At 72.0% G+C, this 20691-nt stretch carries 20 protein-coding genes; 11 read left to right on the top strand and 9 right to left on the bottom strand.

Going from position 1 to position 20691, the window contains the following annotated elements; genetic code table 11:
* Positions 1-87: 87 nt before the first annotated feature.
* On the bottom strand, positions 88-381 hold the full coding sequence (locus ACODR5_RS12155) for a hypothetical protein (protein WP_488983790.1): 294 nt from the start codon (positions 379-381) through the stop codon (positions 88-90).
* 130 nt (positions 382-511) lie between these two features.
* Here ACODR5_RS12155 and ACODR5_RS12150 point away from each other — a divergent pair, with 130 nt between their 5' ends.
* The 3 genes from ACODR5_RS12150 (at position 512) to ACODR5_RS12140 (ending at position 4395) form a co-directional block, all read left to right on the top strand.
* Positions 512-1213, top strand: a complete 702-nt coding sequence (locus tag ACODR5_RS12150) for a response regulator transcription factor (RefSeq protein ID WP_449855179.1) — start codon at positions 512-514, stop codon at positions 1211-1213.
* A 63-nt stretch (positions 1214-1276) separates the two neighbouring features.
* Positions 1277-3460 (top strand): RNA degradosome polyphosphate kinase, encoded by a 2184-nt coding sequence (locus ACODR5_RS12145; protein ID WP_460816418.1) that lies wholly within the window; start codon positions 1277-1279, stop codon positions 3458-3460.
* Positions 3457-4395 (top strand): NUDIX hydrolase, encoded by a 939-nt coding sequence (locus ACODR5_RS12140; protein ID WP_488983789.1) that lies wholly within the window; start codon positions 3457-3459, stop codon positions 4393-4395. The genes ACODR5_RS12145 and ACODR5_RS12140 overlap by 4 nt, the downstream gene beginning before the upstream one ends.
* Positions 4396-4408: 13 nt before the next feature.
* Here ACODR5_RS12140 and ACODR5_RS12135 read toward each other — a convergent pair whose 3' ends face one another.
* Positions 4409-5065 (bottom strand): hypothetical protein, encoded by a 657-nt coding sequence (locus ACODR5_RS12135; protein WP_488983788.1) that lies wholly within the window; start codon positions 5063-5065, stop codon positions 4409-4411.
* Positions 5066-5300: 235 nt separating this feature from the next.
* On the opposite strand from ACODR5_RS12135, the gene ACODR5_RS12130 reads away from it, so the two are divergent.
* The 4 genes from ACODR5_RS12130 (at position 5301) to pstB (ending at position 9436) form a co-directional block, all read left to right on the top strand.
* Positions 5301-6407 carry a phosphate ABC transporter substrate-binding protein PstS gene (locus ACODR5_RS12130; protein ID WP_449855175.1) on the top strand — a complete coding sequence of 369 codons (1107 nt, stop codon included), beginning with the start codon at positions 5301-5303 and terminating at the stop codon, positions 6405-6407.
* 138 nt (positions 6408-6545) lie between these two features.
* Positions 6546-7514, top strand: a complete 969-nt coding sequence (gene pstC, locus ACODR5_RS12125) for a phosphate ABC transporter permease subunit PstC (RefSeq protein ID WP_488983787.1) — start codon at positions 6546-6548, stop codon at positions 7512-7514.
* Position 7515: 1 nt separating this feature from the next.
* Positions 7516-8616, top strand: a complete 1101-nt coding sequence (gene pstA / locus ACODR5_RS12120) for a phosphate ABC transporter permease PstA (protein WP_460816411.1) — start codon at positions 7516-7518, stop codon at positions 8614-8616.
* A 40-nt stretch (positions 8617-8656) separates the two neighbouring features.
* Entirely contained in the window at positions 8657-9436 is a 780-nt protein-coding gene (pstB, locus tag ACODR5_RS12115; RefSeq protein WP_449855172.1) for a phosphate ABC transporter ATP-binding protein PstB, read from the top strand.
* 21 nt (positions 9437-9457) lie between these two features.
* Here pstB and ACODR5_RS12110 read toward each other — a convergent pair whose 3' ends face one another.
* The 3 genes from ACODR5_RS12110 to ACODR5_RS12100 all read right to left on the bottom strand — a co-directional run bounded on the left by ACODR5_RS12110 (position 9458) and on the right by ACODR5_RS12100 (position 12356).
* Positions 9458-10360, bottom strand: coding sequence for an aminodeoxychorismate lyase (locus ACODR5_RS12110; RefSeq protein WP_449855171.1), 903 nt, complete (start codon positions 10358-10360; stop codon positions 9458-9460).
* Between the two features lie 282 nt (positions 10361-10642).
* On the bottom strand, positions 10643-11761 hold the full coding sequence (locus tag ACODR5_RS12105; RefSeq protein ID WP_488983786.1) for a 5-(carboxyamino)imidazole ribonucleotide synthase: 1119 nt from the start codon (positions 11759-11761) through the stop codon (positions 10643-10645).
* A 52-nt stretch (positions 11762-11813) separates the two neighbouring features.
* Positions 11814-12356 carry a PH domain-containing protein gene (locus tag ACODR5_RS12100; RefSeq protein WP_460816408.1) on the bottom strand — a complete coding sequence of 181 codons (543 nt, stop codon included), beginning with the start codon at positions 12354-12356 and terminating at the stop codon, positions 11814-11816.
* Positions 12357-12449: 93 nt separating this feature from the next.
* Here ACODR5_RS12100 and ACODR5_RS12095 point away from each other — a divergent pair, with 93 nt between their 5' ends.
* The 3 genes from ACODR5_RS12095 to ACODR5_RS12085 all read left to right on the top strand — a co-directional run bounded on the left by ACODR5_RS12095 (position 12450) and on the right by ACODR5_RS12085 (position 15127).
* Positions 12450-13220, top strand: a complete 771-nt coding sequence (locus tag ACODR5_RS12095; RefSeq protein ID WP_449855168.1) for a biotin--[acetyl-CoA-carboxylase] ligase — start codon at positions 12450-12452, stop codon at positions 13218-13220.
* A gap of 84 nt (positions 13221-13304) precedes the next feature.
* Positions 13305-14900, top strand: coding sequence for an acyl-CoA carboxylase subunit beta (locus tag ACODR5_RS12090; protein ID WP_488983791.1), 1596 nt, complete (start codon positions 13305-13307; stop codon positions 14898-14900).
* The gene (locus ACODR5_RS12085; protein WP_488983785.1) at positions 14897-15127 is read left to right on the top strand and encodes an acyl-CoA carboxylase epsilon subunit; all 231 of its coding nucleotides are present in this window, start codon (positions 14897-14899) and stop codon (positions 15125-15127) included. The genes ACODR5_RS12090 and ACODR5_RS12085 overlap by 4 nt, the downstream gene beginning before the upstream one ends.
* Before the next feature lie 256 nt (positions 15128-15383).
* On the opposite strand, the gene ACODR5_RS12080 is transcribed toward ACODR5_RS12085, so the two are convergent.
* From ACODR5_RS12080 to ACODR5_RS12065, 4 genes are all read right to left on the bottom strand, one after another.
* Entirely contained in the window at positions 15384-16418 is a 1035-nt protein-coding gene (locus ACODR5_RS12080) for a hypothetical protein (protein ID WP_488983784.1), read from the bottom strand.
* Positions 16415-17650 carry a sensor histidine kinase gene (locus ACODR5_RS12075; RefSeq protein WP_488983783.1) on the bottom strand — a complete coding sequence of 412 codons (1236 nt, stop codon included), beginning with the start codon at positions 17648-17650 and terminating at the stop codon, positions 16415-16417. The genes ACODR5_RS12080 and ACODR5_RS12075 overlap by 4 nt, the downstream gene beginning before the upstream one ends.
* Positions 17640-18296 carry a response regulator transcription factor gene (locus ACODR5_RS12070; protein ID WP_449855164.1) on the bottom strand — a complete coding sequence of 219 codons (657 nt, stop codon included), beginning with the start codon at positions 18294-18296 and terminating at the stop codon, positions 17640-17642. The genes ACODR5_RS12075 and ACODR5_RS12070 overlap by 11 nt, the downstream gene beginning before the upstream one ends.
* A gap of 61 nt (positions 18297-18357) precedes the next feature.
* Positions 18358-19635: a class I SAM-dependent RNA methyltransferase gene (locus tag ACODR5_RS12065; protein ID WP_449855163.1), complete on the bottom strand. Its 1278-nt coding sequence runs from the start codon at positions 19633-19635 to the stop codon at positions 18358-18360.
* Between the two features lie 104 nt (positions 19636-19739).
* Here ACODR5_RS12065 and ACODR5_RS12060 point away from each other — a divergent pair, with 104 nt between their 5' ends.
* Positions 19740-20507, top strand: a complete 768-nt coding sequence (locus ACODR5_RS12060; protein ID WP_488983782.1) for an SGNH/GDSL hydrolase family protein — start codon at positions 19740-19742, stop codon at positions 20505-20507.
* Positions 20508-20691: the final 184 nt, after the last annotated feature.

The following is a 20691-nucleotide window of genomic DNA, read 5'->3' as shown; positions in this document are numbered from 1 at the left end:
GAGCACGCGAGCGGCACCCGCGCAGCGGGTGCCCGAGCGGCGCAGACGCTTCTGAGAAGAACAGTGCCCGAGCGCGCGCAGTCTCTTCTAGAAAGAAGGCACGATCGCCGCGAGCGCGAAGCCGAGGGAGATGAAGCCCATCAGCAGCAGGCCGCCGAGCACCGAGCCGGCGGTGCGCACGATGAAGCCCTCGGCGCGGCCGGACCACAGGTTCGCCACGAACGCCACGATGAGCGTGCCGCCGGCGGCGATCGCCATCCATGCGAAGCGCTGGTCGTAGGGGACGAACAGTCCGACGGCCACGGAGGCCAGCACGGCGAAGACCCACGTGATCGCGAGCGCGCCGACGGGCGAGCGGGGGGCGAGCGCGGGCGTCGTCATGCACCCCATTCTCTCGCATCCGCCGACCGGGCCGGTGCGGCAAGGCGCAGCGTCGTCACAGGCCGCTTTCAGGACGGCCTATTATGGGTGCACCCGGCGCGGGACCCCGCCGCCCGGAAAGGACGTTCGCTTGGCCCAGCTGCTCATGTTGAGTTCCGCCCAAGGCGGCGGAGCGGTCCTGCCCGCCCTCGAGCTGCTGAGCCACCGGGTGCGCCAGATCCCCGCCGAGCCGGCGCAGCTGGTGAACGCCCCGAACGCCGACGTGATCTTCGTCGACGCGCGCATCGACCTCGTGGGTGCGAAATCGCTGTGCAAGATCCTCAACACGACGGGACTTGACGCCCCGCTGATCCTCGTCGTCACGGAGGGCGGGCTCACCGCCGTCTCGAGCGACTGGGGCGTGGACGACGTGATCCTGTCGACGGCCGGGCCGGCCGAGGTCGATGCGCGCGTGCGACTCGCGGTGGGGCGCCAGACGACGGAGCAGCCGTCGGGGCGCGTGCAGACCTCCGGCATCACGATCGACGAGTCGTCGTACTCGGCGAAGGTGCACGGCAAGCCGCTCGACCTCACCTACAAGGAGTTCCAGCTGCTGCACTTCTTCGCGACGCACCCCTCGCGGGTGTTCACGCGCGAGCAGCTGCTGAGCGAGGTGTGGGGCTACGACTACTTCGGCGGCACGCGCACGGTCGACGTGCACGTGCGGCGGCTGCGCGCCAAGCTCGGCGACCTCGAGCAGCTGATCGGCACGGTGCGCAACGTGGGGTACCGCTTCAACGTGTACGAGGACGACCAGCTGCCGCCCGCCAAGGCGGAGGCGACGCAGCGCTGACCGCGCGCTGACACGCTCCGTTCCGTTCACCTCCGGGAAACCGCGCAGTGCCAGGATGGGGGGATGAGCGACACGACCATCGTGGACACCGGTCTGGGCGACGCGGACGACGACTTCGACGAGCTCGTCGAGTTCGACGAGTCCGACCTGCCCGACGGCCGCTACACCGACCGCGAGCTGAGCTGGCTCGCGTTCAACCAGCGCGTGCTGGAGCTGGCCGAGGACCCGGACGTGCCGCTGCTGGAGCGCGCCAACTTCCTTGCGATCTTCGCGAGCAACCTCGACGAGTTCTTCATGGTGCGCGTGGCGGGGCTCAAGCGCCGCATCGTGACGGGCCTGGCGGTGCCGAGCAACATCGGCACGGCCCCGGCCAAAGTGCTGGAGGGCATCAGCCACAAGGCACATGAGCTGCAGGCCCGGCACGCCGCGGTGTGGCACGAGCAGGTCAAGCCGGCCCTGGCGGACGAGGGCATCTCGCTCGTGACGTGGGACGACCTCGACGGTGACGAGAAGGCCGAGCTGTACGAGTACTTCCAGTCGCGGGTGTTCCCCGTGCTCATGCCGCTGGCGGTCGATCCCGCGCACCCGTTCCCCTACATCTCGGGCCTGTCGCTGAACCTCGCGATCCGGATCCGGAACGCCCGCACCGGGCGCGAGGAGTTCGCGCGCCTGAAGGTGCCGCCCATGCTGCCGCGCACCGTGCGGGTGCCCGAGCGCGATCCCCTCAGCGAGCGGGTGCGCATGCTGCCGCTCGAGGACCTCATCGCCGAGAACCTCAGCGACCTCTTCCCCGGCATGGACGTGCTGGATCACCACGCGTTCCGCCTCACGCGGAACGAGGACATGGTGATCGAGGAGGACGAGTCCGAGAACCTCATCCAGGCGCTCGAGGAGGAGCTGCTGCGTCGCCGCTTCGGTCCGCCGATCCGTCTCGAGATCACCGAGGAGATGGACGACGTCACGCTGCGGCTGCTGCTGGACGAGCTCGACATCTCCGAGCAGGAGGTGTACCGCCTGCCGGCGCCGCTCGACCTGCGGGCGCTGTTCGAGCTGGGCAGGCTGGATCGCCCCGACCTGCGCTACAAGAAGCACGTGCCCGTCACGGCGCTCGCGCTGCAGCCGCTCGACGCCGACTCGAAGCACGCCAGGGCCGACGTGTTCGCCGCGATCCGCAAGGGCGACGTGCTCGTGCACCACCCCTACGAGTCCTTCGCCACGAGCGTGCAGGCCTTCCTCGAGCAGGCGGCGCGCGATCCGCACGTGCTCGCGATCAAGCAGACGCTCTACCGCACCTCGGGCGACAGCCCGGTCGTGAAGGCGCTGATCGACGCGGCCGAGAACGGCAAGCAGGTGCTCGCGCTCGTCGAGGTGAAGGCGCGCTTCGACGAGGCGAACAACATCGAGTGGGCGCGCCAGCTCGAGAAGGCCGGCGTGCACGTCGTCTACGGCCTCGTGGGCCTGAAGACCCACTGCAAGGCGGCCCTCGTGATCCGCCAGGAGAAGGGCGAGCTCGTCCACTACAGCCACGTGGGCACCGGCAACTACAACCCGAAGACGAGCCGCATCTACGAGGACCTCGGCCTGTTCACGTGCGACCCCGTGGTCGGCCTCGACCTGACCCGCCTGTTCAACGAGCTGAGCGGCTACGCGATCGAGAAGAAGTTCAAGCGCCTGCTCGTCGCACCGCTGCACCTGCGCAAGGGTCTGCTGAAGCTCATCGAGCGCGAGCGCCGCCACGCGCTGGCGGGCAAGCCGGCGCGGGTGCGCATCAAGGTCAACTCGATGGTGGACGAGGAGATCATCGACGCCCTCTACCGCGCCAGCCAGGCAGGTGTGAAGGTCGAGGTCTGGGTGCGCGGCATCTGCAGCCTGCGCGTGGATCTGCCCGGCGTCTCCGACAACATCACGGTCCGCAGCGTGCTGGGCCGGTACCTGGAGCACTCGCGCATCTTCGCGTTCGACAACGACGGCTCGCCCGAGGTCTACATCGGCAGCGCCGACATGATGCACCGCAACCTCGACCGCCGCGTGGAGGCGCTCGTGAAGGTCACCACGCCCAAGCATGTGCGCGAGCTCATGGCGTTCTTCGATCTCGCGATGGACGACGGCACCGCGACCTGGCACCTCGGGCCCGATGCGGTCTGGACCAGGCACCACCGCGACGCCGACGGTCGCCCGCTGCTCGACCTGCAGGACCGCACCATGAACATCATCCGGCGGCGGCGGCAGCCGAGGGCGACGCGGTGACCGAACGGGCTGTCTACGCCGCCGGCGGCGTGCTCTGGCGCGTCGCGGACGGCCGACTGCGCGTGGCTCTCGTGCATCGCACGAAGTACCGCGACGTCACGCTGCCGAAAGGCAAGGTCGAGCCCGGCGAGATGCTCGCGCAGACGGCGGCGCGCGAGGTCCACGAGGAGACGGGTGTCCGCGTGGCGCTCGGGGTGCCGCTGGGCGTGTCGAACTACACGCTGGCCAGCGGACGGCGGAAGGTCGTGCACTACTGGGCGATGCGCGCCAAGGACCGCGCCCTCCGCGAGAGCGCCTTCGTGCCGAACCGCGAGATCTCGGCCGTGGAGTGGGCCGGGCCGCGGCAGGCGATGGCGCGGCTGAGCTATCCGGTCGACCAGGAGATCCTCGAGACCTTCCTCACGCTGTTCGACGACGGCGTGCGGGCGACCTTCCCCGTCGTGGCGCTGCGGCACGGCAAGGCGGTGCCGCGCGGCGACTGGGAGCGCGCCGACTACCTGCGGCCGCTCCTTCCCAAGGGCCGCGAGCAGGCGAAGGCCGTGGTCGGGGGCCTTCGCGCCTTCGGCGTGAAGAAGATCGTCTCGAGCACCGCCACGCGATGCGTGCAGACCGTCACGCCGCTGGCGCGGGCGATCGACACGCGCATCACCGAGACCGACGCGATCAGTCAGGACGCGTGGGAGGACGGCCTCGCCGACGTCCGCACGATCGTGGGCAAGCGACTCGCGTCGGGCAAGCCCGCGGTGCTCTGCACGCACGGCCCGGTCCTGCCGGCCGTCCTCGAGGAGCTCGCCCTCGCGACGGGCACGCGGCGGACCGCCGCGCTCGACGAGGCCGCGGCGCTCGCGACGGGTTCGTTCTCGGTCGTGCACGTCAATGCCGGCGCGCCCGAGGCCGGCATCGCCGCCATCGAGACCCACACGCCCGTCGTCTGAGCGCGCCGGGCGTTCAGACGCCGAGGAACTCGATGAGCCCCGCCTTGGTGAGCCGCGAGTAGCCGGGCCGGCCGGTGGCCCGCGCCCTCTCGCGCAGCTGCGGCACGGTGAGCCGCGCGAGGTCGCCGCCGGCCAGGGCCGGCGCGGGCGCCTTCTTCGCCGGGGTGCGCCGGCGCGCGGGCGCGGCCGGCCTGCCGTCGGCGGACGCGCTCTTCCGTCGAGACGGCTTCGCGGGAGCGCCCGGCTCCGCTCCGGCGGCGGGCGCGGGCGCCGCGTCGCGCTTCGGGAGGGCGCGGACCACCGCGAGGGCCTCCGCCTCCGCCCGCGACACCCCGGCCTCGCTCGCCTTCCTCGCCGCCTTCCCGGCCGCCTTCGCGTCCTTGTCGGCAGCGGTGGCCGACGCGGCGTCCGCCTTCGCGCGTGCCTTCCTGGCCGCCTTCTCGAGCGCCTCGACGGCGTCCTCGGCCTTCGCGCGCACGCGCTTCGGGTGCTTGCGCACCTTCTTCGCCCCGGTCTCCGCGACCTCGCGCGCCGCCTCCGCGAGCGCCGCGACCTTCTTCGCGCGCTTGCCCGACAGGTCCTTCGCGGCCTTCTCGGCCTTCTTCGCGGCACGCGCCGCCTCGTCGAGCGCCTCGAACGCCTTGCGCTCCGCCTTGGTCGTCTTCGCCATGGTGGGAGCATATTGACGCGGGAACCGATCCGACAGCGGGCCACGTCACGGATGTCCCGCGTGCCTGCCGCCGGGCGAAGATCACACGGAGATCACGACCATGAAGCGCGCGCCCAGGGTTGTTCACCTTCCGTTCACCTGCAGACCGCAGTCTCTTAAGCACACGGTCCTAGCGTCTCGGTGTGCCCTGAAAGTCCCGAAGGGCATCCCTGATCACCGATCGAACGGATACACAGTGAAGATCACCCGTTTCTCGAGCATCGCCGCCCTCGGCGCGGTCGCCGCTCTGTCGCTCGCCGGCTGCGCCGCGAACGAGCCGAACAACGCCGGCGGCGGCAGCACCCCCAGCGAGTCGTCGCTCAGCGGCACCATCGAGGCCACCGGCGCGTCGTCGCAGGAGGCCGCTCAGCAGGCCTGGGTCGCCGGCTTCCAGGGCATCAACCCGGACGCCACCGTCAACTACACCTCGACCGGTTCGGGCACGGGCCGCGAGAACTTCCAGGCCGGTTCGTCGAACTTCATCGGCTCCGACCGCGCGTTCAACGCCGAGGAGATCGCCGCCGGCGGCTTCGGCTCGTGCGCCACGGACTCGATCGTCGAGATCCCCGTCTACATCTCCCCCGTCGCCGTCGCGTTCAACCTCGAGGGCATCGACACGCTGAACCTCGACGCCGCGACGATCGCGGGCATCTTCGCCGGCCAGATCACCAACTGGAACGACCCGGCCATCGCCGAGCAGAACCCCGACGCCGAGCTGCCCGACCTGGCCATCGTGCCGGTGCACCGTGCCGACGCCTCGGGCACGCAGGAGACCTTCACCACGTACCTCGAGTCGACCGCTCCCGACGTGTGGACGTGGGAGGCCAGCGACGAGTGGCCGAGCGACCTCGGTGGCGAGGCCGCCGACGGCACCTCGGGCGTCGTCTCCGCGATCACCGAGGGCAACGGCTACATCGGCTTCGCCGACGCCTCGCAGGCCGGCGAGCTGGGCCAGGTCGCCGTCGAGGTGGAGGGCGAGTACGTCGCGTACTCCGCCGAGGCCGCGTCGGCCCTGGTCGAGGCCTCGCCGCTCGAGGAGGGCCGCGAGGCCCAGGACCTCGCCTTCGCCGTCGACCCGGCCTCGGCTCCGGCCGAGTCCTACCCGATCGCGCTGGTGAGCTACCTCATCGGCTGCGTCGAGTACGAGGACCCCGAGGTCGCTACGCTCGTCAAGGCGTACTTCGAGTACGTCGCCTCGGCGGAGGGCCAGGAGGCCTCGGCCGAGGTCGCCGGCAACGCGCCGATCTCGGAGGGCCTGCGCGAGCAGGTCATGACCGCGATCGACGCCATCGTCACCGAGTGATCCGACCGATCGCTTGACCGCAACGGTGCCCTCGCGCTCCTTCCCGTGGGATCCTTCCCTTCGGGAAGGACGCGGGGGCACCGCCGCGCGTCACCCCTCATCTCCCGCCCGACCCAGAGCACTCGAGGAGCCGCTCCGATGACCACCACCACGACGGGGCCCGCTGAGGCCCCCTCGTCCGCTCCGCCGAAGCCCGTGATGCGGCCCGGCGACAGGATCTTCTCGGGCACGGCGCTGGCGGCGGGCATCATCATCCTCGTCACCCTCGCGCTCGTCGCGCTGTTCCTCATCATCCAGGCGATCCCGGCCTTCCGACCGGACACCTCGGGCAACCACATCCTCGAGGGCCAGCCGTTCCTGTCGTGGGTGTGGCCCTTCGTCTTCGGCACGCTGTGGTCGAGCATCATCGCGCTCGTCATCGCGGCGCCCCTCGCCATCGGCATCGCGCTGTTCATCTCGCACTACGCGCCGCGCCGCCTGGCCGGCGTGCTGGGCTACATCATCGACCTGCTGGCCGCGGTCCCCTCGGTCGTGTTCGGCCTGTGGGGCGCGCTCACCTTCGCGCCGATGCTCGTGCCGTTCTACCGGTGGCTGAACGAGTACCTCGGCTGGATCCCCATCTTCTCGGGCACGCCGTCGGGCACCGGCAAGACGATCTTCACCGCCTCGCTCGTGCTCGCCGTGATGATCCTGCCGATCATGACCGCCATCTGCCGCGAGGTCTTCCTGCAGACGCCCAAGCTGCACGAGGAGGCCGCCCTCGCCCTCGGCGCCACGCGCTGGGAGATGGTGCGCATGGCCGTGCTGCCGTTCGCCCGCAGCGGCATGGTCTCGGGCGCGATGCTCGGCCTCGGACGCGCGCTCGGCGAGACGATGGCTGTCACGCTCGTGCTGTCGCCGCTCGGCATCGTCACCTTCAACCTGCTGAACCCCGAGAACCCCACCACGATCCCCGCGATCATCGCGCTCCGGTTCCCCGAGGCGCACGACGAGGGCGTGAACACGCTGATCGCGGCGGGCCTCGTCCTGTTCATCGTGACCTTCGCGGTCAACTTCGTGGCCCGCTGGGTCGTCTCGCGCCGCGCCGAGTTCTCGGGAGCCAACTGACATGACCACCACCGCCACGCCCCCGGCCGCCGCCGTGGCCGCGCCGCAGAGCCTCACCGCCGGTCATCTCCCGAAGTGGGCGCCCTGGGCGCTGCTCGCCGGATCGTTCGTCGTCTCCGCGGGTGTCTTCGCGCTGCTGAACATGGGCGGAGACCCCGCCGACTTCAACATCGCCATGACGCTCGTCGTCGGCATGCTGCTCTACATGGCGCTGATCTTCGTGATCTCGTCGGTCGCCGAGAGCCGCCGCCACGCGACGGATCGCCTCATGACGGCCCTCGTGTCGACGGCCTTCGTGATCGCACTGCTGCCGCTCGTCTCGCTGCTGTTCACCGTCGTCGTCAACGGCCTCGCCCGCTTCGACGGCGAGTTCTTCAGCTTCTCGATGCGCAACATCGTCGGCGAGGGCGGCGGCGCCGTCCACGCCATCTACGGCACGCTCCTGATCACCCTGGGCGCCACGATCATCTCGGTGCCGATCGGCCTCATGACCTCGATCTACCTCGTCGAGTACGGCCAGGGCAAGAAGCTCGCGCGCGGCATCACGTTCCTCGTCGACGTGATGACGGGCATCCCCTCGATCGTCGCCGGTCTGTTCATCTACTCGGTGTTCGCGCTCATCGTGGGCCCCGGCACGCGCATGGGCATCATGGGATCGCTCGCCCTGTCGGTGCTCATGATCCCGGTCGTCGTGCGCGGCTCGGAGGAGCTGCTGCGGATCGTGCCGAACGAGCTGCGCGAGGCGGCGTACGCGCTCGGCGTGCCCAAGTGGCTCACGATCGTCAAGGTCGTCCTCCCCACCGCCATCGCCGGCATCACGACGTCGATCATGCTGGCCGTCGCCCGCGTGATCGGCGAGACCGCGCCGCTGCTGCTGACGGTCGGCATGGTGCAGAGCATGAATCTGAACATGTTCAGCGGCCAGATGGCGACGCTGCCGGTGTTCTCCTACATGCAGGCGAAGTACCCCGGACTGCCCGCGGACGCGTTCATCGAGCGCGCCTGGGCGTCGGCCCTCACGCTCATCCTCATCGTGATGGTGCTCAACCTCGCCGCCCGCCTGATCGCGAAGACCTTCGCCCCCAAGATGACCGGCCGCTGAGCCGCCGCCCGAGCTTCCCGCTGAGAGAGAGAACCCCCAGATGTCCAAGAGCATCGAAGTCAACGACCTGAATGTCTACTACGGCGACTTCCTGGCCGTCGAGGGCGTGTCGATCGACATCCAGCCCCGCACCGTGACGGCCTTCATCGGCCCGTCCGGCTGCGGCAAGTCGACCTTCCTGCGCACCCTGAACCGCATGCACGAGGTCATCCCCGGCGCGCGCGTCGAGGGCGAGGTGCTGATGGACGGCAAGAACCTGTACGGCCCCGGGGTCGACCCCGTGCTCGTGCGCCGCCAGGTGGGCATGGTGTTCCAGCGCCCCAACCCGTTCCCCACGATGTCGATCCGCGAGAACGTGCTGGCGGGCGTGCTGCTGAACAACAGCCGCATGTCGAAGAGCGACCAGGACGACCTCGTCGAGAAGTCGCTGCAGGGCGCGAACCTGTGGAACGAGGTCAAGGACCGCCTCGACAAGCCCGGCTCGGGCCTCTCGGGCGGTCAGCAGCAGCGCCTGTGCATCGCCCGCGCGATCGCGGTGTCGCCCGACGTGATCCTCATGGACGAGCCGTGCTCGGCACTCGACCCGATCTCGACGTTCGCGATCGAGGAGCTGATCGCCGAGCTCAAGAACGACTTCACGGTCGTGATCGTGACGCACAACATGCAGCAGGCCTCGCGCGTGAGCGACAAGACCGCGTTCTTCAACATCGCGGGCACGGGCAAGCCCGGCAAGCTCATCGAGTACGACGAGACGACGAAGATCTTCACCACGCCGTCGGTGCAGGCGACCGAGGACTACGTCTCCGGCCGCTTCGGGTGATCCCCCGCTCCTCGGCGGCGCTCAGTCGCGCGGGCTGAGGAGGTAGGCGTTCAGGGCGGCCGTGAGGTCCCGATCCACCGGGAGCTCACGGCCGTCGACGTGTGTGAGGGGCGCGGCCAGGCGCGTGCTCGAGACGAGCCACGCGGCGTCGGCGTCGCGCAGCGCGGCCACGGGCACGTGCTCGTATCCGGTGGGGTGCCCGTTCTCCTCGAGCCAGTCGAATGCGCTCAGCTGCGTCGTGCCCTGCAGGATGCCGCCGGTCGGCTCGGGGGTGAGGAAGGTGTCGCCGCGGCGCAGGATCACGGTGGCCGTGGGCGCCTCGAGCACGTAGCCGTCGCTCGTGACGAAGACCGCGTCATCCGCCCCGCGCCGCCGGGCCTCGCGCAGCGCCGCCATGTTCACGGCGTACGACAGCGTCTTGGCCCCGAGCAGCAGCCACGGCGCGCGGGCCGCGGCGCCGCTGTCGTAGCCGCGGTCGAGCGTGACCACGCGGATGCCGTTCTCCCTCGCCGCGGTGCTGTCGGGCGCCTGCGCGGCGGTGAGCCACGCGGTGGGGCCGTGGATGCCCTGACCGGGACCGCCGTGCTGCACGCCGCGGCTCATGAGCAGCCGGATCGTGCACTCCCCCGGCGGGCACTGCGCCGCGGCCTCCTCGACCACCGCCCGCAGCTGCGCGAGATTCGGCGCCGGCAGGTCGCTCAGCCGCGCCGAGTGCGCGAGACGCTCCAGGTGCGGGCGGGTCTCCTGCGGGTGGCGGTCGACGACCGCGATCGACTCGAAGATGCCGTCGCCGCGGTTGGAACTCAGGTCGCTCACGCTCAGCGCCGGCGCGTCGGGATCGATCGGCGCGAAGGTGCCGGAGAAGTCCGTGCGCGGATCGTCGGCCGGCACGGTGTCGATGAGGTACGCGAGGCGGAACGTCATGGTCAGAGCCTACGGCGCGCGCCTCGCGCGGAGACGATGAACCGGGCCGCAGAAACGCCTCTCGGCGCGTGGTCCGCTCGAAGCGGCAGATGTTGGAGCCCGGGGTTTGCTGCGGCCCGGCCACTCCAGTCTAACGGCGGATGCCGCGGGGGTATTCCGGGCTTCGGAGCAGTCGCCGCATATCCGCAAGTCTGTGCTAAATCCGGGCGTGCAAACGGCCGGACTTAGCACAGAATTGTGGACTCGTCAGCAACAGGTCGGGGGCCAGCATGCCCGTCGGCGTCAGGCGAAGTGGGCGGCGGCGGCGCGGGCCGTGTAGGCCGCGTCGTCGAGCTCGCCGACGGCGTTGACGTGGCCCACCTTGCGGCCGGGGCGCGGATCCTTGCCGTACGTGTGGATCTTCGCGCCGGGGTGATCCGTCACGGCGGCGGCGATCCGATCCGTCATCTCGGCGCCCTGCGGTCCGCCCAGGATGTTCACCATGACGGCCGCCTCCGCCACGGGCGACGGGTCGCCCAGCGGCAGGTCGAGCACGGCCCGCAGGTGCTGCTCGAACTGGCTCGTCACGGCGCCGTCCTGCGTCCAGTGCCCGCTGTTGTGCGGGCGCATCGCGAGCTCGTTGACGAGGATCCGCTCGTCGTCCGTCTCGAACAGCTCCACCGCGAGCATGCCGGTCACGCCCAGGCCGTCCGCGATCTGCTTCGACAGCCGCGCCGCGACCTCGACGAGGCGCTCCGACGCTCGCGGGGCCGGCGCGAAGACCTCGCTGCACACGCCGTCGCGCTGCACGGTCTCGACCACGGGGTACGCCACCATCTCGCCCGAGGGGCGCCTGGCCACCTGCTGCGCGAGCTCGCGCGCGAACGACACGAGCTCCTCGACGAGGATCGGCTCGCCCGCGAAGTCCGCGAGCCAGTCGGCCGCCTCGTCCGCGCTCGACACGACGCGCACGCCCTTGCCGTCGTAGCCCCCGCGCGGCGTCTTCACGACCGCGCGCCCGCCGTGGTCGTCCAGGAACGCCTGCAGCTCGCCGGCATCGCGCACCGCCGCCCAGTCGGGCTGCGGGGCGCCGAGCTCGGCCAGGCGCGCGCGCATCTCGAGCTTGTCCTGCGCGAAGCGCAGCGCGTCGGGCCCGGGGTGCACCGGCACGCCGGCGTCGACGAGCGCGCGCAGCACCGGCTGCGGCACGTGCTCGTGGTCGAAGGTGATCACGTCGACGTCGCGCGCGAAGGCCAGCACGGCGGCCTCGTCGCGGTAATCGCCCACCGCGGTGGCGGCCAGGCGGGCGGACATGCCCTCGGCCTCCGCGAGCACCCGCAGATCGATCCCCATCTCGACCGCCGGGGCGATCATCATCCGGGCCAGCTGGCCCCCGCCGATCACGCCGACACGCAGCGACATGCTTCCTCCGATCGTCGGCTCCCATCCTCTCATCGAGGGCGGGGCCGCGCCGTCACACCGTGGGACCGGAGCCGGTCTGCACCGCGTCGCGGTGCGCGAGGATCTGGTTCACCTCGATCTGATCGGTCAGCACCTCGGCCACCAGCCGCGGGCTCGGGATGTCGGCGAGCACGATCCGCCCCTCCATGCCGTCCGCGAGCGTGAGCGTGCCGGTGCCCCACAGCCGCTGCAGCGGGCCGCGGCGCGTGTTGATGCCATAGCCCCTGGCGTGCGTGAGCTCGGCGCGCGAGCGCGAGAACAGGCCGCGGGCGGCGATGACCCGCCGCGTCGTGATGGTGTAGCGGTGCGACAGCCACGCGATCCACGGCAGGATCGCGCCGAGCAGCACGAGGGCCGCGGCCGCGGCGGCCAGCATCCAGTCCTCGAACGGCTCGGGCAGGTTGCCCCACAGGTAGCCGGTCGCGCCCGCGACGACGACGACGAGCAGCGCCGACCAGAACAGCCTCCGGCCCGAACGGCGGAAGCGGGCCACCACGAGCTCCTCGGGCGCGGGCACGCCGGGCGGCGGGGTGTCGACGCGTCCGGCGATGGTCATGGGTCCAGTCTGCCGCCTGCCGGCGACACCCGCCGCCGCGAATCACCCAGATGGCGCGGATCGGCGCCGCCTCCTCCCGCGTACGCTGGCGGCATGGCGTGGGAGAGGACGACGGCGACCGGTGCGCGGATCGCCGAGGTGGCGCACACCGGATCGACGAATGCGGATCTCGTCGGCGCGGCCGGGCGCGGCGAGGCCGCCCATCTGAGCGTGCTCGTCACGCGCGACCAGCGCTCGGGCCGCGGCCGGCTCGATCGCGTGTGGCAGGCACCCGCGGGCGCATCGCTCGCGGTGTCGGTCGCGCTGCGGATCGAGCGGATCCCGCTGCCGGCGCGGGGGTGGATCCCCCTGCTCGCGGGCGCGGCGATGGCGGCGGCCGTGCGCGCGCAGCTGCCCACCCACGCGGTGGGGGCGAAGTGGCCGAACGACGTGCTCGTCGACGGGCGCAAGATCTGCGGGATCCTGGCCGAGGGCACCGCCGATCCGTCCCTCGTGGTCGTCGGGTCGGGCATCAACACGGCGATGGCGCCCGAACAGCTGCCCGTGCCCACCGCCACGTCGTTCGCGGCACTCGGCGCCTCGTGCGACGAGGATCGCCTGCTCGCCGACTACCTGCGCGCCCTCGACGAGGGCCTTGCGCGCCTGGCCGACGCGAACGGCGACGCGCTCGCCTCCGGCGCCCACGCCGCCGTCTCGGGCGCGTGCGTCACCCTGGGCCAGGAGGTGTCGGTGTCGCTGCCGGACGGGTCCGCGCTGCGCGGCCGGGCCGAGGCGATCGACGCGGCGGGGCGGCTCGTCGTGCGGGCGGGGGACGGACCCCGCGCGGTCTCGGCGGGCGACGTCGTGCACGTGCGGCCCGCCTGACCCGCGGCCCTGTTCGCCGCGGACACAGGATCCCGGCAGGCGTTGTGTGTGGCCTCCAAGGGTGCGGCGGGGGCCGTCGTTAGGGTGGAACACGTGACCGAACCCGATCTCTCGACGACCGCCGGCAAGATCGCCGACCTTCGCGCACGCTACGCGGAGGCCGTGACCCAGTCGGAGGAGAAGGCCCGCGAGAAGCAGCACGCCAAGGGCAAGATGACCGCGCGCGAGCGCATCGAGCTGCTCGTCGACCCCGGCAGCTTCGTGGAGTTCGACGAGTACGTGCGCCACCGCACGACCGCCTTCGGCATGGACAGGTCGCGACCCTACGGCGACTCCGTCGTGACGGGCACGGGCACGATCCACGGACGCAACGTGGCCGTGTACGCCCAGGACTTCTCCACCTTCGGCGGGTCGCTCGGCGAGGTCGCCGGCGAGAAGATCGTCAAGATCATGGAGTTCGCCCTCCGCGGCGGCATGCCGATCATCGGGATCCTCGACTCGGGCGGGGCGCGCATCCAGGAGGGCGTCGTCGCGCTCGGCAAGTACGGCGAGATCTTCCGGCTCAACACCGCCGCCTCCGGCGTGATCCCCCAGATCTCGATCGTCATGGGCCCGGCCGCGGGCGGCGCGGTGTACTCCCCCGCACTCACCGACTTCGTCATCATGGTCGACAAGACGAGCCAGATGTTCGTCACGGGCCCCGACGTCATCAAGACCGTCACGGGCGAGGACGTCGGCATGGAGGAACTCGGCGGCGCCTACACGCACAACACGCGCTCGGGCGTGGCGCACTACCTCGCCGACGACGAGGACGACGCGCTCGACTACGCGCGCACCCTCATCGGATACCTGCCCGACAACAACATGTCGGACGCGCCGGTCTACGAGGCGGGCTTCGAGTTCGAGACCACCGACTCCGACCGGGCGCTCAACCGCGTCGTGCCCGACTCCCCCAACCAGCCGTACGACATCCACGAGGTCATCTCGCGCGTGGTCGACGGCGGCGAGTTCCTGGAGGTGCAGCCGCTGTTCGCCCCCAACATCGTCGTGGGCTTCGGGCGCGTCGAGGGGCGCACCGTCGGCGTCATCGCCAATCAGCCCTCGCAGATGGCCGGCACCCTCAACATCGAGGCGGGCGAGAAGGCCGCCCGGTTCATGCGCTTCTGCGACGCGTTCTCCATCCCGATCGTCACCCTCGTCGACGTGCCCGGCTACCTGCCGGGCACCGACCAGGAATGGACGGGCGTGATCCGCCGCGGCGCCAAGCTGCTGTACGCGTACGCCGAGGCGACCGTGCCGCTCGTGACGGTCATCCTGCGCAAGGCCTACGGCGGCGCGTACATCGTGATGGGCTCCAAGCAGCTGGGCGCCGACATCAACCTCGCGTGGCCCACCGCGGAGATCGCCGTGATGGGCGGCCAGGGCGCCGTCAACATCCTCTACCGCGGCGAGCTGAAGCGCGCCGAGGAGGCGGGCGAGGACGTGGCGGCCGTGCGCACGCGCCTGGCGAACGAGTACACCTACAACGTGGCCTCGCCGTTCCTCGCCGCCGAGCGCGGCGAGCTCGACGGCATCATCGAGCCGGCGCAGACGCGCGTGGCGGTCGCGAAGGCACTGCGCTCCCTGCGCAGCAAGCGCGCGGAGCTGCCGCCGAAGAAGCACGGGAACATCCCGCTGTGAGCGATCCGCTCGAGAACGACGCCCGCGCGCTGCCGCGCGTCGAGATCGTCCGCGGCCGGCCCGCCGAGGCCGACGTCGCGGCACTGGCGGCGGTGATCCCGGCGGCGTATCGTCAGGAGGCGGACGAGGCCACGGCCGATGAGCCGGCCGGCGAGGCCTGGACGCGCTCGCGGCGGCTCCGGCGCCGACCGCCCGCCGGCGCCCGCTGGGGCCGCTTCGCCGGCTGATCCCGGCACCACCCGGGCAGATAGTGGGTACCTGATGGGCATTGGATGGGCAGTTCTCCCCGTGTAATTACGCGGGTGTCCCCCAAACTTCCTACAGACGTCGCCGCTCGCGCCCGGAGATACTTCTTATGGAAACGCAAGAAGCGTTGGCCGGTGCGAAGCCCCAGGGTAGGCGACGCAGACCGGCTTCCGCGGACGGTTTTCGGGTAACCGGTCCGCAACTGGCCCGGAGCGGCATCGCCGCCCCGGGCCCTTCTCATTCCGCTTCCGGGTGACGCGGGATCTCCCGCCACAGCTCGACGGCGTCCTCCTCCGACAGGCCGGAGCCGGCCGCGCGCCTCCCCACCACCGTCACGGCCACCCGCGGGTCCGCTGAGGTGCGCACGATGATGCGCGCGGCGCTCGTGCCGCGCAGGGTCGCCGCCAGCTCCGACCGCACCCGGCGTATCGCCGCCTCGTCGAGGTCGTCGAGCTGGTTCTCGTCGAGGATCGTCACGGAGGCGCCGCGCTCGCGCGCCCCGCGGATCGCCAGCCGCACCTCGTCGTCGAGCAGCCGCGGCGCGCGCATTTCGTCGCGCAGCGTGCCCTCGGCCAGGCGCGCCCGCAGCCGCTCGGTCTCGTCCAGCGCGCCGCCGGTCTCGATGACGCGCGTGAGCACCGGCCCCGCCACGAGCAGCGCGAACTGCACGCGCTGGCGCCGCTCGAACCGCCGCGCCTCCTGAGCCGCCTGCCAGGCGGACGACGCCTGCTGCAGCCGCGCGAGCCGCGCCGTGTCGCGGTACGCGCGATCCGTGAACCACATCAGCAGCTGCGCCAGCCCGACCCACAGCATCGAGCCGAGCAGGCCGCGCTGCAGCACGAGGGCCACGTCCATGGCCGTCACGGCCTCCGCCGCCAGCACCCCGATCCCCATCCAGGCCAGCAGCGGGCGCCGGCGCACGCACACGATCGTGAGGACCATGCCCACGGCGCCGAAGACTCCCGCCGCGGCGAGGTTCTCGATCCTGTCGCCGCTCGCGCGGAACGACAGCGGCGCGACGGCCGCGCACGCCGCGAGCACCGCGAACGCGACCCACAGCGGCAGGGGCCGCGGGTAGGCGAGATCCTCGCCGCCCGAGCGCGCCGGCGACGGCGGCGACAGCAGCGCGACGAGAGCCGCGACGAGCCACAGCAGCACCGCGGCGGCCTGCAGGACGGGAAGGGGCGACTGCGGGATCCAGATGAGGCCGCGCACGAGGAAGTACGCCGTGAAGGCGAACACGAGGCCGTACATGACGCGGCGGACGGTCACGACGGCTCCTCCTGCGCGCGCCACGACACCGTCACGGTCGTGCCGTGCGAGCCGGTGCGGATGTCGGCGCTGCCGCCCACGGCCGGCATGCGGGCGATGATCGATCCGCGGATGCCGAGCCGGTCGGCCTCGATCGCGTCGAAGTCCACGCCGGGGCCCTCGTCCGCGACCCACACCGCCACGCCGCTGTCGTCGGCGCGGATGCCGACCGCCAGCCCCGCGGCGTCGGCGTGCTGCACGGCGTTCGCGAGCGCCTGCGTGGCCGCGAGCGCGACCGCCCGGGCCGGCCGCCCCGGGATCGCGCCCGCGTCCGGGGCGATCGCCCTGGCCACCCGCAGCTCGATGCCGAACTCGGCCGCCCGCCGCTCGAGCTCCGCGGCGATCCACTCCGCCGAGACCTCCTCGTCGCTGCCCTCCGGATCGTCGCTCTCGGCGTTCGCGAGGCGGCCGAGGGCCTCCCTGGCCATCGCGACGGCGAGCTCCCGCGCCCGGGGCGTGTCGGCACGCTCGGCGGCCAGCAGCGCCGCGAGCACGCTGTCGTGCATGAGGGCCGCGATCTCGACGCGCTCGCTCTCGGCCGCCTCCGCCACGCTCGCGGCGGTGAACGTCTCGACCACCTCCGCGCGCGCCTCGTCCACGCCGCCGGCGATCCCCCGGTACATCCACGCGAGCACGACGACGAGGATGCCGAGCAGCAGCGCGATGGAGACGTCGTAGACCGTCGACTCCCAGGCCTCCAGAGACCATCCGCCCCTGATGAGGCGGATGTTCGCCCAGAGCCAGTGGATGCCGGCGACGAGCACGATCTGCCAGTGCGGCGGGAAGGCGACCACCCCCGCGGCGGAGGCCACCGTGAGCAGGTAGAACGGGGCCGGCTGCAGCGGGGGCTCGGACGGGCCGGGGTCGGTGACGGCCCACGCGACCATCAGCACGGGGAACAGCGCCGCGAAGGCGCCGGCCGCGATGCGGGCGCCGAAGCCGGACAGGCACGCCACGATCATGAGGGCGAGCGGCAGGTACACGGCCGCGAGCAGCAGCGGATCGCTCGGGTCGTCGTCCGTCAGCGAGACGATGAGCGCCTGGGTGCCCTGCACGGCGCCGCCCACGCCCGTGAGCACCTGCAGGATGCGCTCGAAGCGTGCGCGGGTGAAGCGGCCGGGCGTCTCGCGAGAGGAGGACACCTGGGGGATGTGCCGCCAGGCCTCCTCGACGATCCTCTGGCTATCGGGCACCGGGTTCCCCGGCCGGCTCGACCAACCCGTCCTCCATCGCGCGCTTGAGCAGATCGACCTTGGTGGGCGCCGGGCGGCCCACCTCCGTGTACTTCACCCGCACGCGGGTGATGTTCTCCTTGGCGGTGGAGTAGGCCACCCCGAGCCGGTCCGCCACGACCTTGAGCGGCAGCCCGGCGGCGTACAGCCGCAGCACCTCGCGCTCGCGGCTCGACAGCTGCGCGTCGGCGAAGGCGCGATCGCCCTCCACCGCGCTGGCCCACTCGACGTTGTTGAGGGGCTCACCGCGGGCGGCGGCCCGGATCGCGTCGATGACCTCGTCGATCGGCGACGACTTGCTCACGACCCCCACGGCCCCGGCGGCGAGCGCCTCGCGGACCGCGGCGGGGCGGTCGGCGACGGAGTGGATGATCACGGCCGAGTCGGCGGCCAGCCGCACGACGTTCTCCGTGACGGTGGTGCCGTCGCCCAGCGTGAGGTCGAGCAGCACGACATCGGGCGAGGGCCAGCCTTCGGACGCCCGGCTCGCGAGGTACTCCGACACCGTCGCGCCGCTGAAGACGACCTCCTGCTCGGCACGACGGATCGACGCCTCCAGTCCGAGACGAACGGATTCGTGATCGTCCACGAGGGCCACGCGGATCATGATCGAAGCCTATGGCATGCGGGCGCGGCGACCAGCCCGGCCGGGTCGCGGGCGCTGTCGCTCAGCGCGCGAGGACGGCGACGGCCTCGATGTGGTGCGAGTGCGGGAACAGGTCGAACGCATCCAGCGACGCCAGCTCGTATCCGAGCTCCCGGAACCAGCCGACGTCGCGGGCCAGGGCCACCGGATCGCACGCGACATACGCGATGCGCGAGGGGCCGAGGTCCGCGAGGCGTGCCACCACGTCGCGCCCCGCCCCCGAGCGCGGCGGATCGAGCAGCGCCACGCCGCGCGTGAGCATCTCGCGATCGAGCAGGCTCGCCTGGGCGTCGAGGCGCGACAGGAACCGGTCGACGCGCATGTTCACCGCCTCCACGCCGAGGTCGGCGAGGTTGTCCCCGGCGTGCGCGGATGCGCGCTCGTCCGCCTCGACCGTCGTGAGGCGCGCGGGCCCGGCCAGCTCGCCGAGCGCGGCGGCGAACAGCCCGACCCCGCCGTAGAGGTCGAGGTGCCATGCGTCGCTCGACAGCTCCCCCAGCGCGTCGCGCACCGCGCGATCGAGCGTCGCGGCCGCGGCGCGGTGCACCTGCCAGAAGCCACCCGCATCGACGTGGAACTCGCGCTCGCCGACGAACTCCGCGACCACCTCGGGCTCGGGGCGGGGCGCGCGGCGATCCTTGCGGTCGGGCCGGCGGATCGTGCGCACGACGCCGTCCGCCGGCAGCACGAGATCCAGGCGGCCGGGAGGCGCCTTCCGCACGGCGAGGGCGACCTCGGCGACGCGCGGCGCCGCGAGCGGGTGCTCCCCCACCTCGATGACGCGGTGCGAGCGGGCGGCGTAGGGGCCGATCCGACCCTCGTCGTCGACGTGCAGGCTCAGGCGGGTGCGGTAGCCCGTGCCGTCGAGCGTCGCCGCCGCCTCCGGGTGATCGGCGCCCAGCACCCCCTCGGGGCCCCGCACGGGCACGTCGACCTCGAGACCGGCGAAGCGCTCGAACGCCTCGCGCAGCACCCGCGCCTTCAGCGCGCGCTGGGCCGGCAGGGCGAGGTGACCGAGGTCCGCACCGCCGGGCCGATCCTCCGGCGCGACCGCGACGTCGGCCTGCGGCCACACGTGCGGCACGCGATCGGGCGAGGCCTCGAGCACATCGACCGTCACCGCGCGCGCGAAGGTCTTCTTCACCTCGGTGATCTGCGCGCGCACGCGCTCGCCGGGCGCCGTGTCCGAGACGAACACCACGCGGCCCGGCGCATCACCGTCGGCCCCGTGGCGCGCCACGAAGACGCCGCCGTGGGCCACGCCCGTGATGTCCAGCTCGACCAGCTCTCCCGCATCCATGGCTCCATCGTCCCATCCGCGCATCACCGGCGCCTGAGCGACCGTTACGGCACCGTGACGGCCTGCTCACGTGCCGGCCACCTCGAGCGCCTATCCTCGACCCCATGCGCCCCGAGGCTCACCCGATCCGCACGGTGCTCGTCCTGCTCGCCGCGCTCGCCGCCGTCGTGCTGGTGGCGACGCTCATCGTGACGCGCCCGCGCACGCCCGCGAGCGAGGCGAAGCCGCTCGCCGCCGAGGCGGTCGTCGTCGACGGCGCCCACGAGGGGGCTCCTCGCGTGCTCGTGATCGGCGACTCGTGGACGTACGGCGCCGCGGCCACCCGCCCCGAGCTCGGCTACGCGCATCGCCTGGCGGCCGTCGGCGGCTGGGAGATGGTGGTCGACGGCGAACCGGGCAGCGGCTACCTCAAGACGGGCTGGTACGGCACGACCTTCGGGCAGCGCATCGCCGCGCTCGACCCGTCGCTCGCCCCCGACGTCGTCCTCGTGCAGGGATCGATCAACGACCGGCGCCTGCCGGAGACGGGGTACCGCGACGCCGTCGTCGACGCCTGGGACACCCTCGCCGCGACCTACCCCGAGGCGGAGATCGTGGTGCTGGGCCCCGCCCCGCAGGTGCTGCCGGTGGAGCCGACGACCGCCCGCATCGACCGCGACCTCGCCGAGCTCGCGGCGCAGCGCGGCTGGCCGTACGTCTCGCCGATCTCGGAGAACTGGATCACGGACGCGAACTACCTCGAGGTGATCGACACGTCCGAGCGCGGCGCGAACCACCCCTCGGACGACGGCCACGCCTACCTCGCCGAGAAGGTCGCGGCGGCCCTGCGGCCCTACGCCCCGCCCGTCACGGTCGAGGCGGTCGAGGAGTGATTCTCTTTTGAATCTGCGCCGCAACCTCTCGCGGAGGAGTGACACCGCGGGGGCCAACTGATGGTCTCGCACAACGTCGAAGGGACCGCCGCATTCGCGACGCCCGGAGCCTCCCGCCGCGGGGGCCCACTGATGGTGTCCCACAACCTCGAAGGGACCGCCGCATTCGCGACGGTCCCTTCGA

The sequence above is a fragment of the Microbacterium sp. FG3 genome (assembly GCF_057809335.1).
The sequence above is the reverse complement of the archived record's forward strand: the minus strand, read 5'-3'. Positions and strand labels throughout refer to the sequence as shown.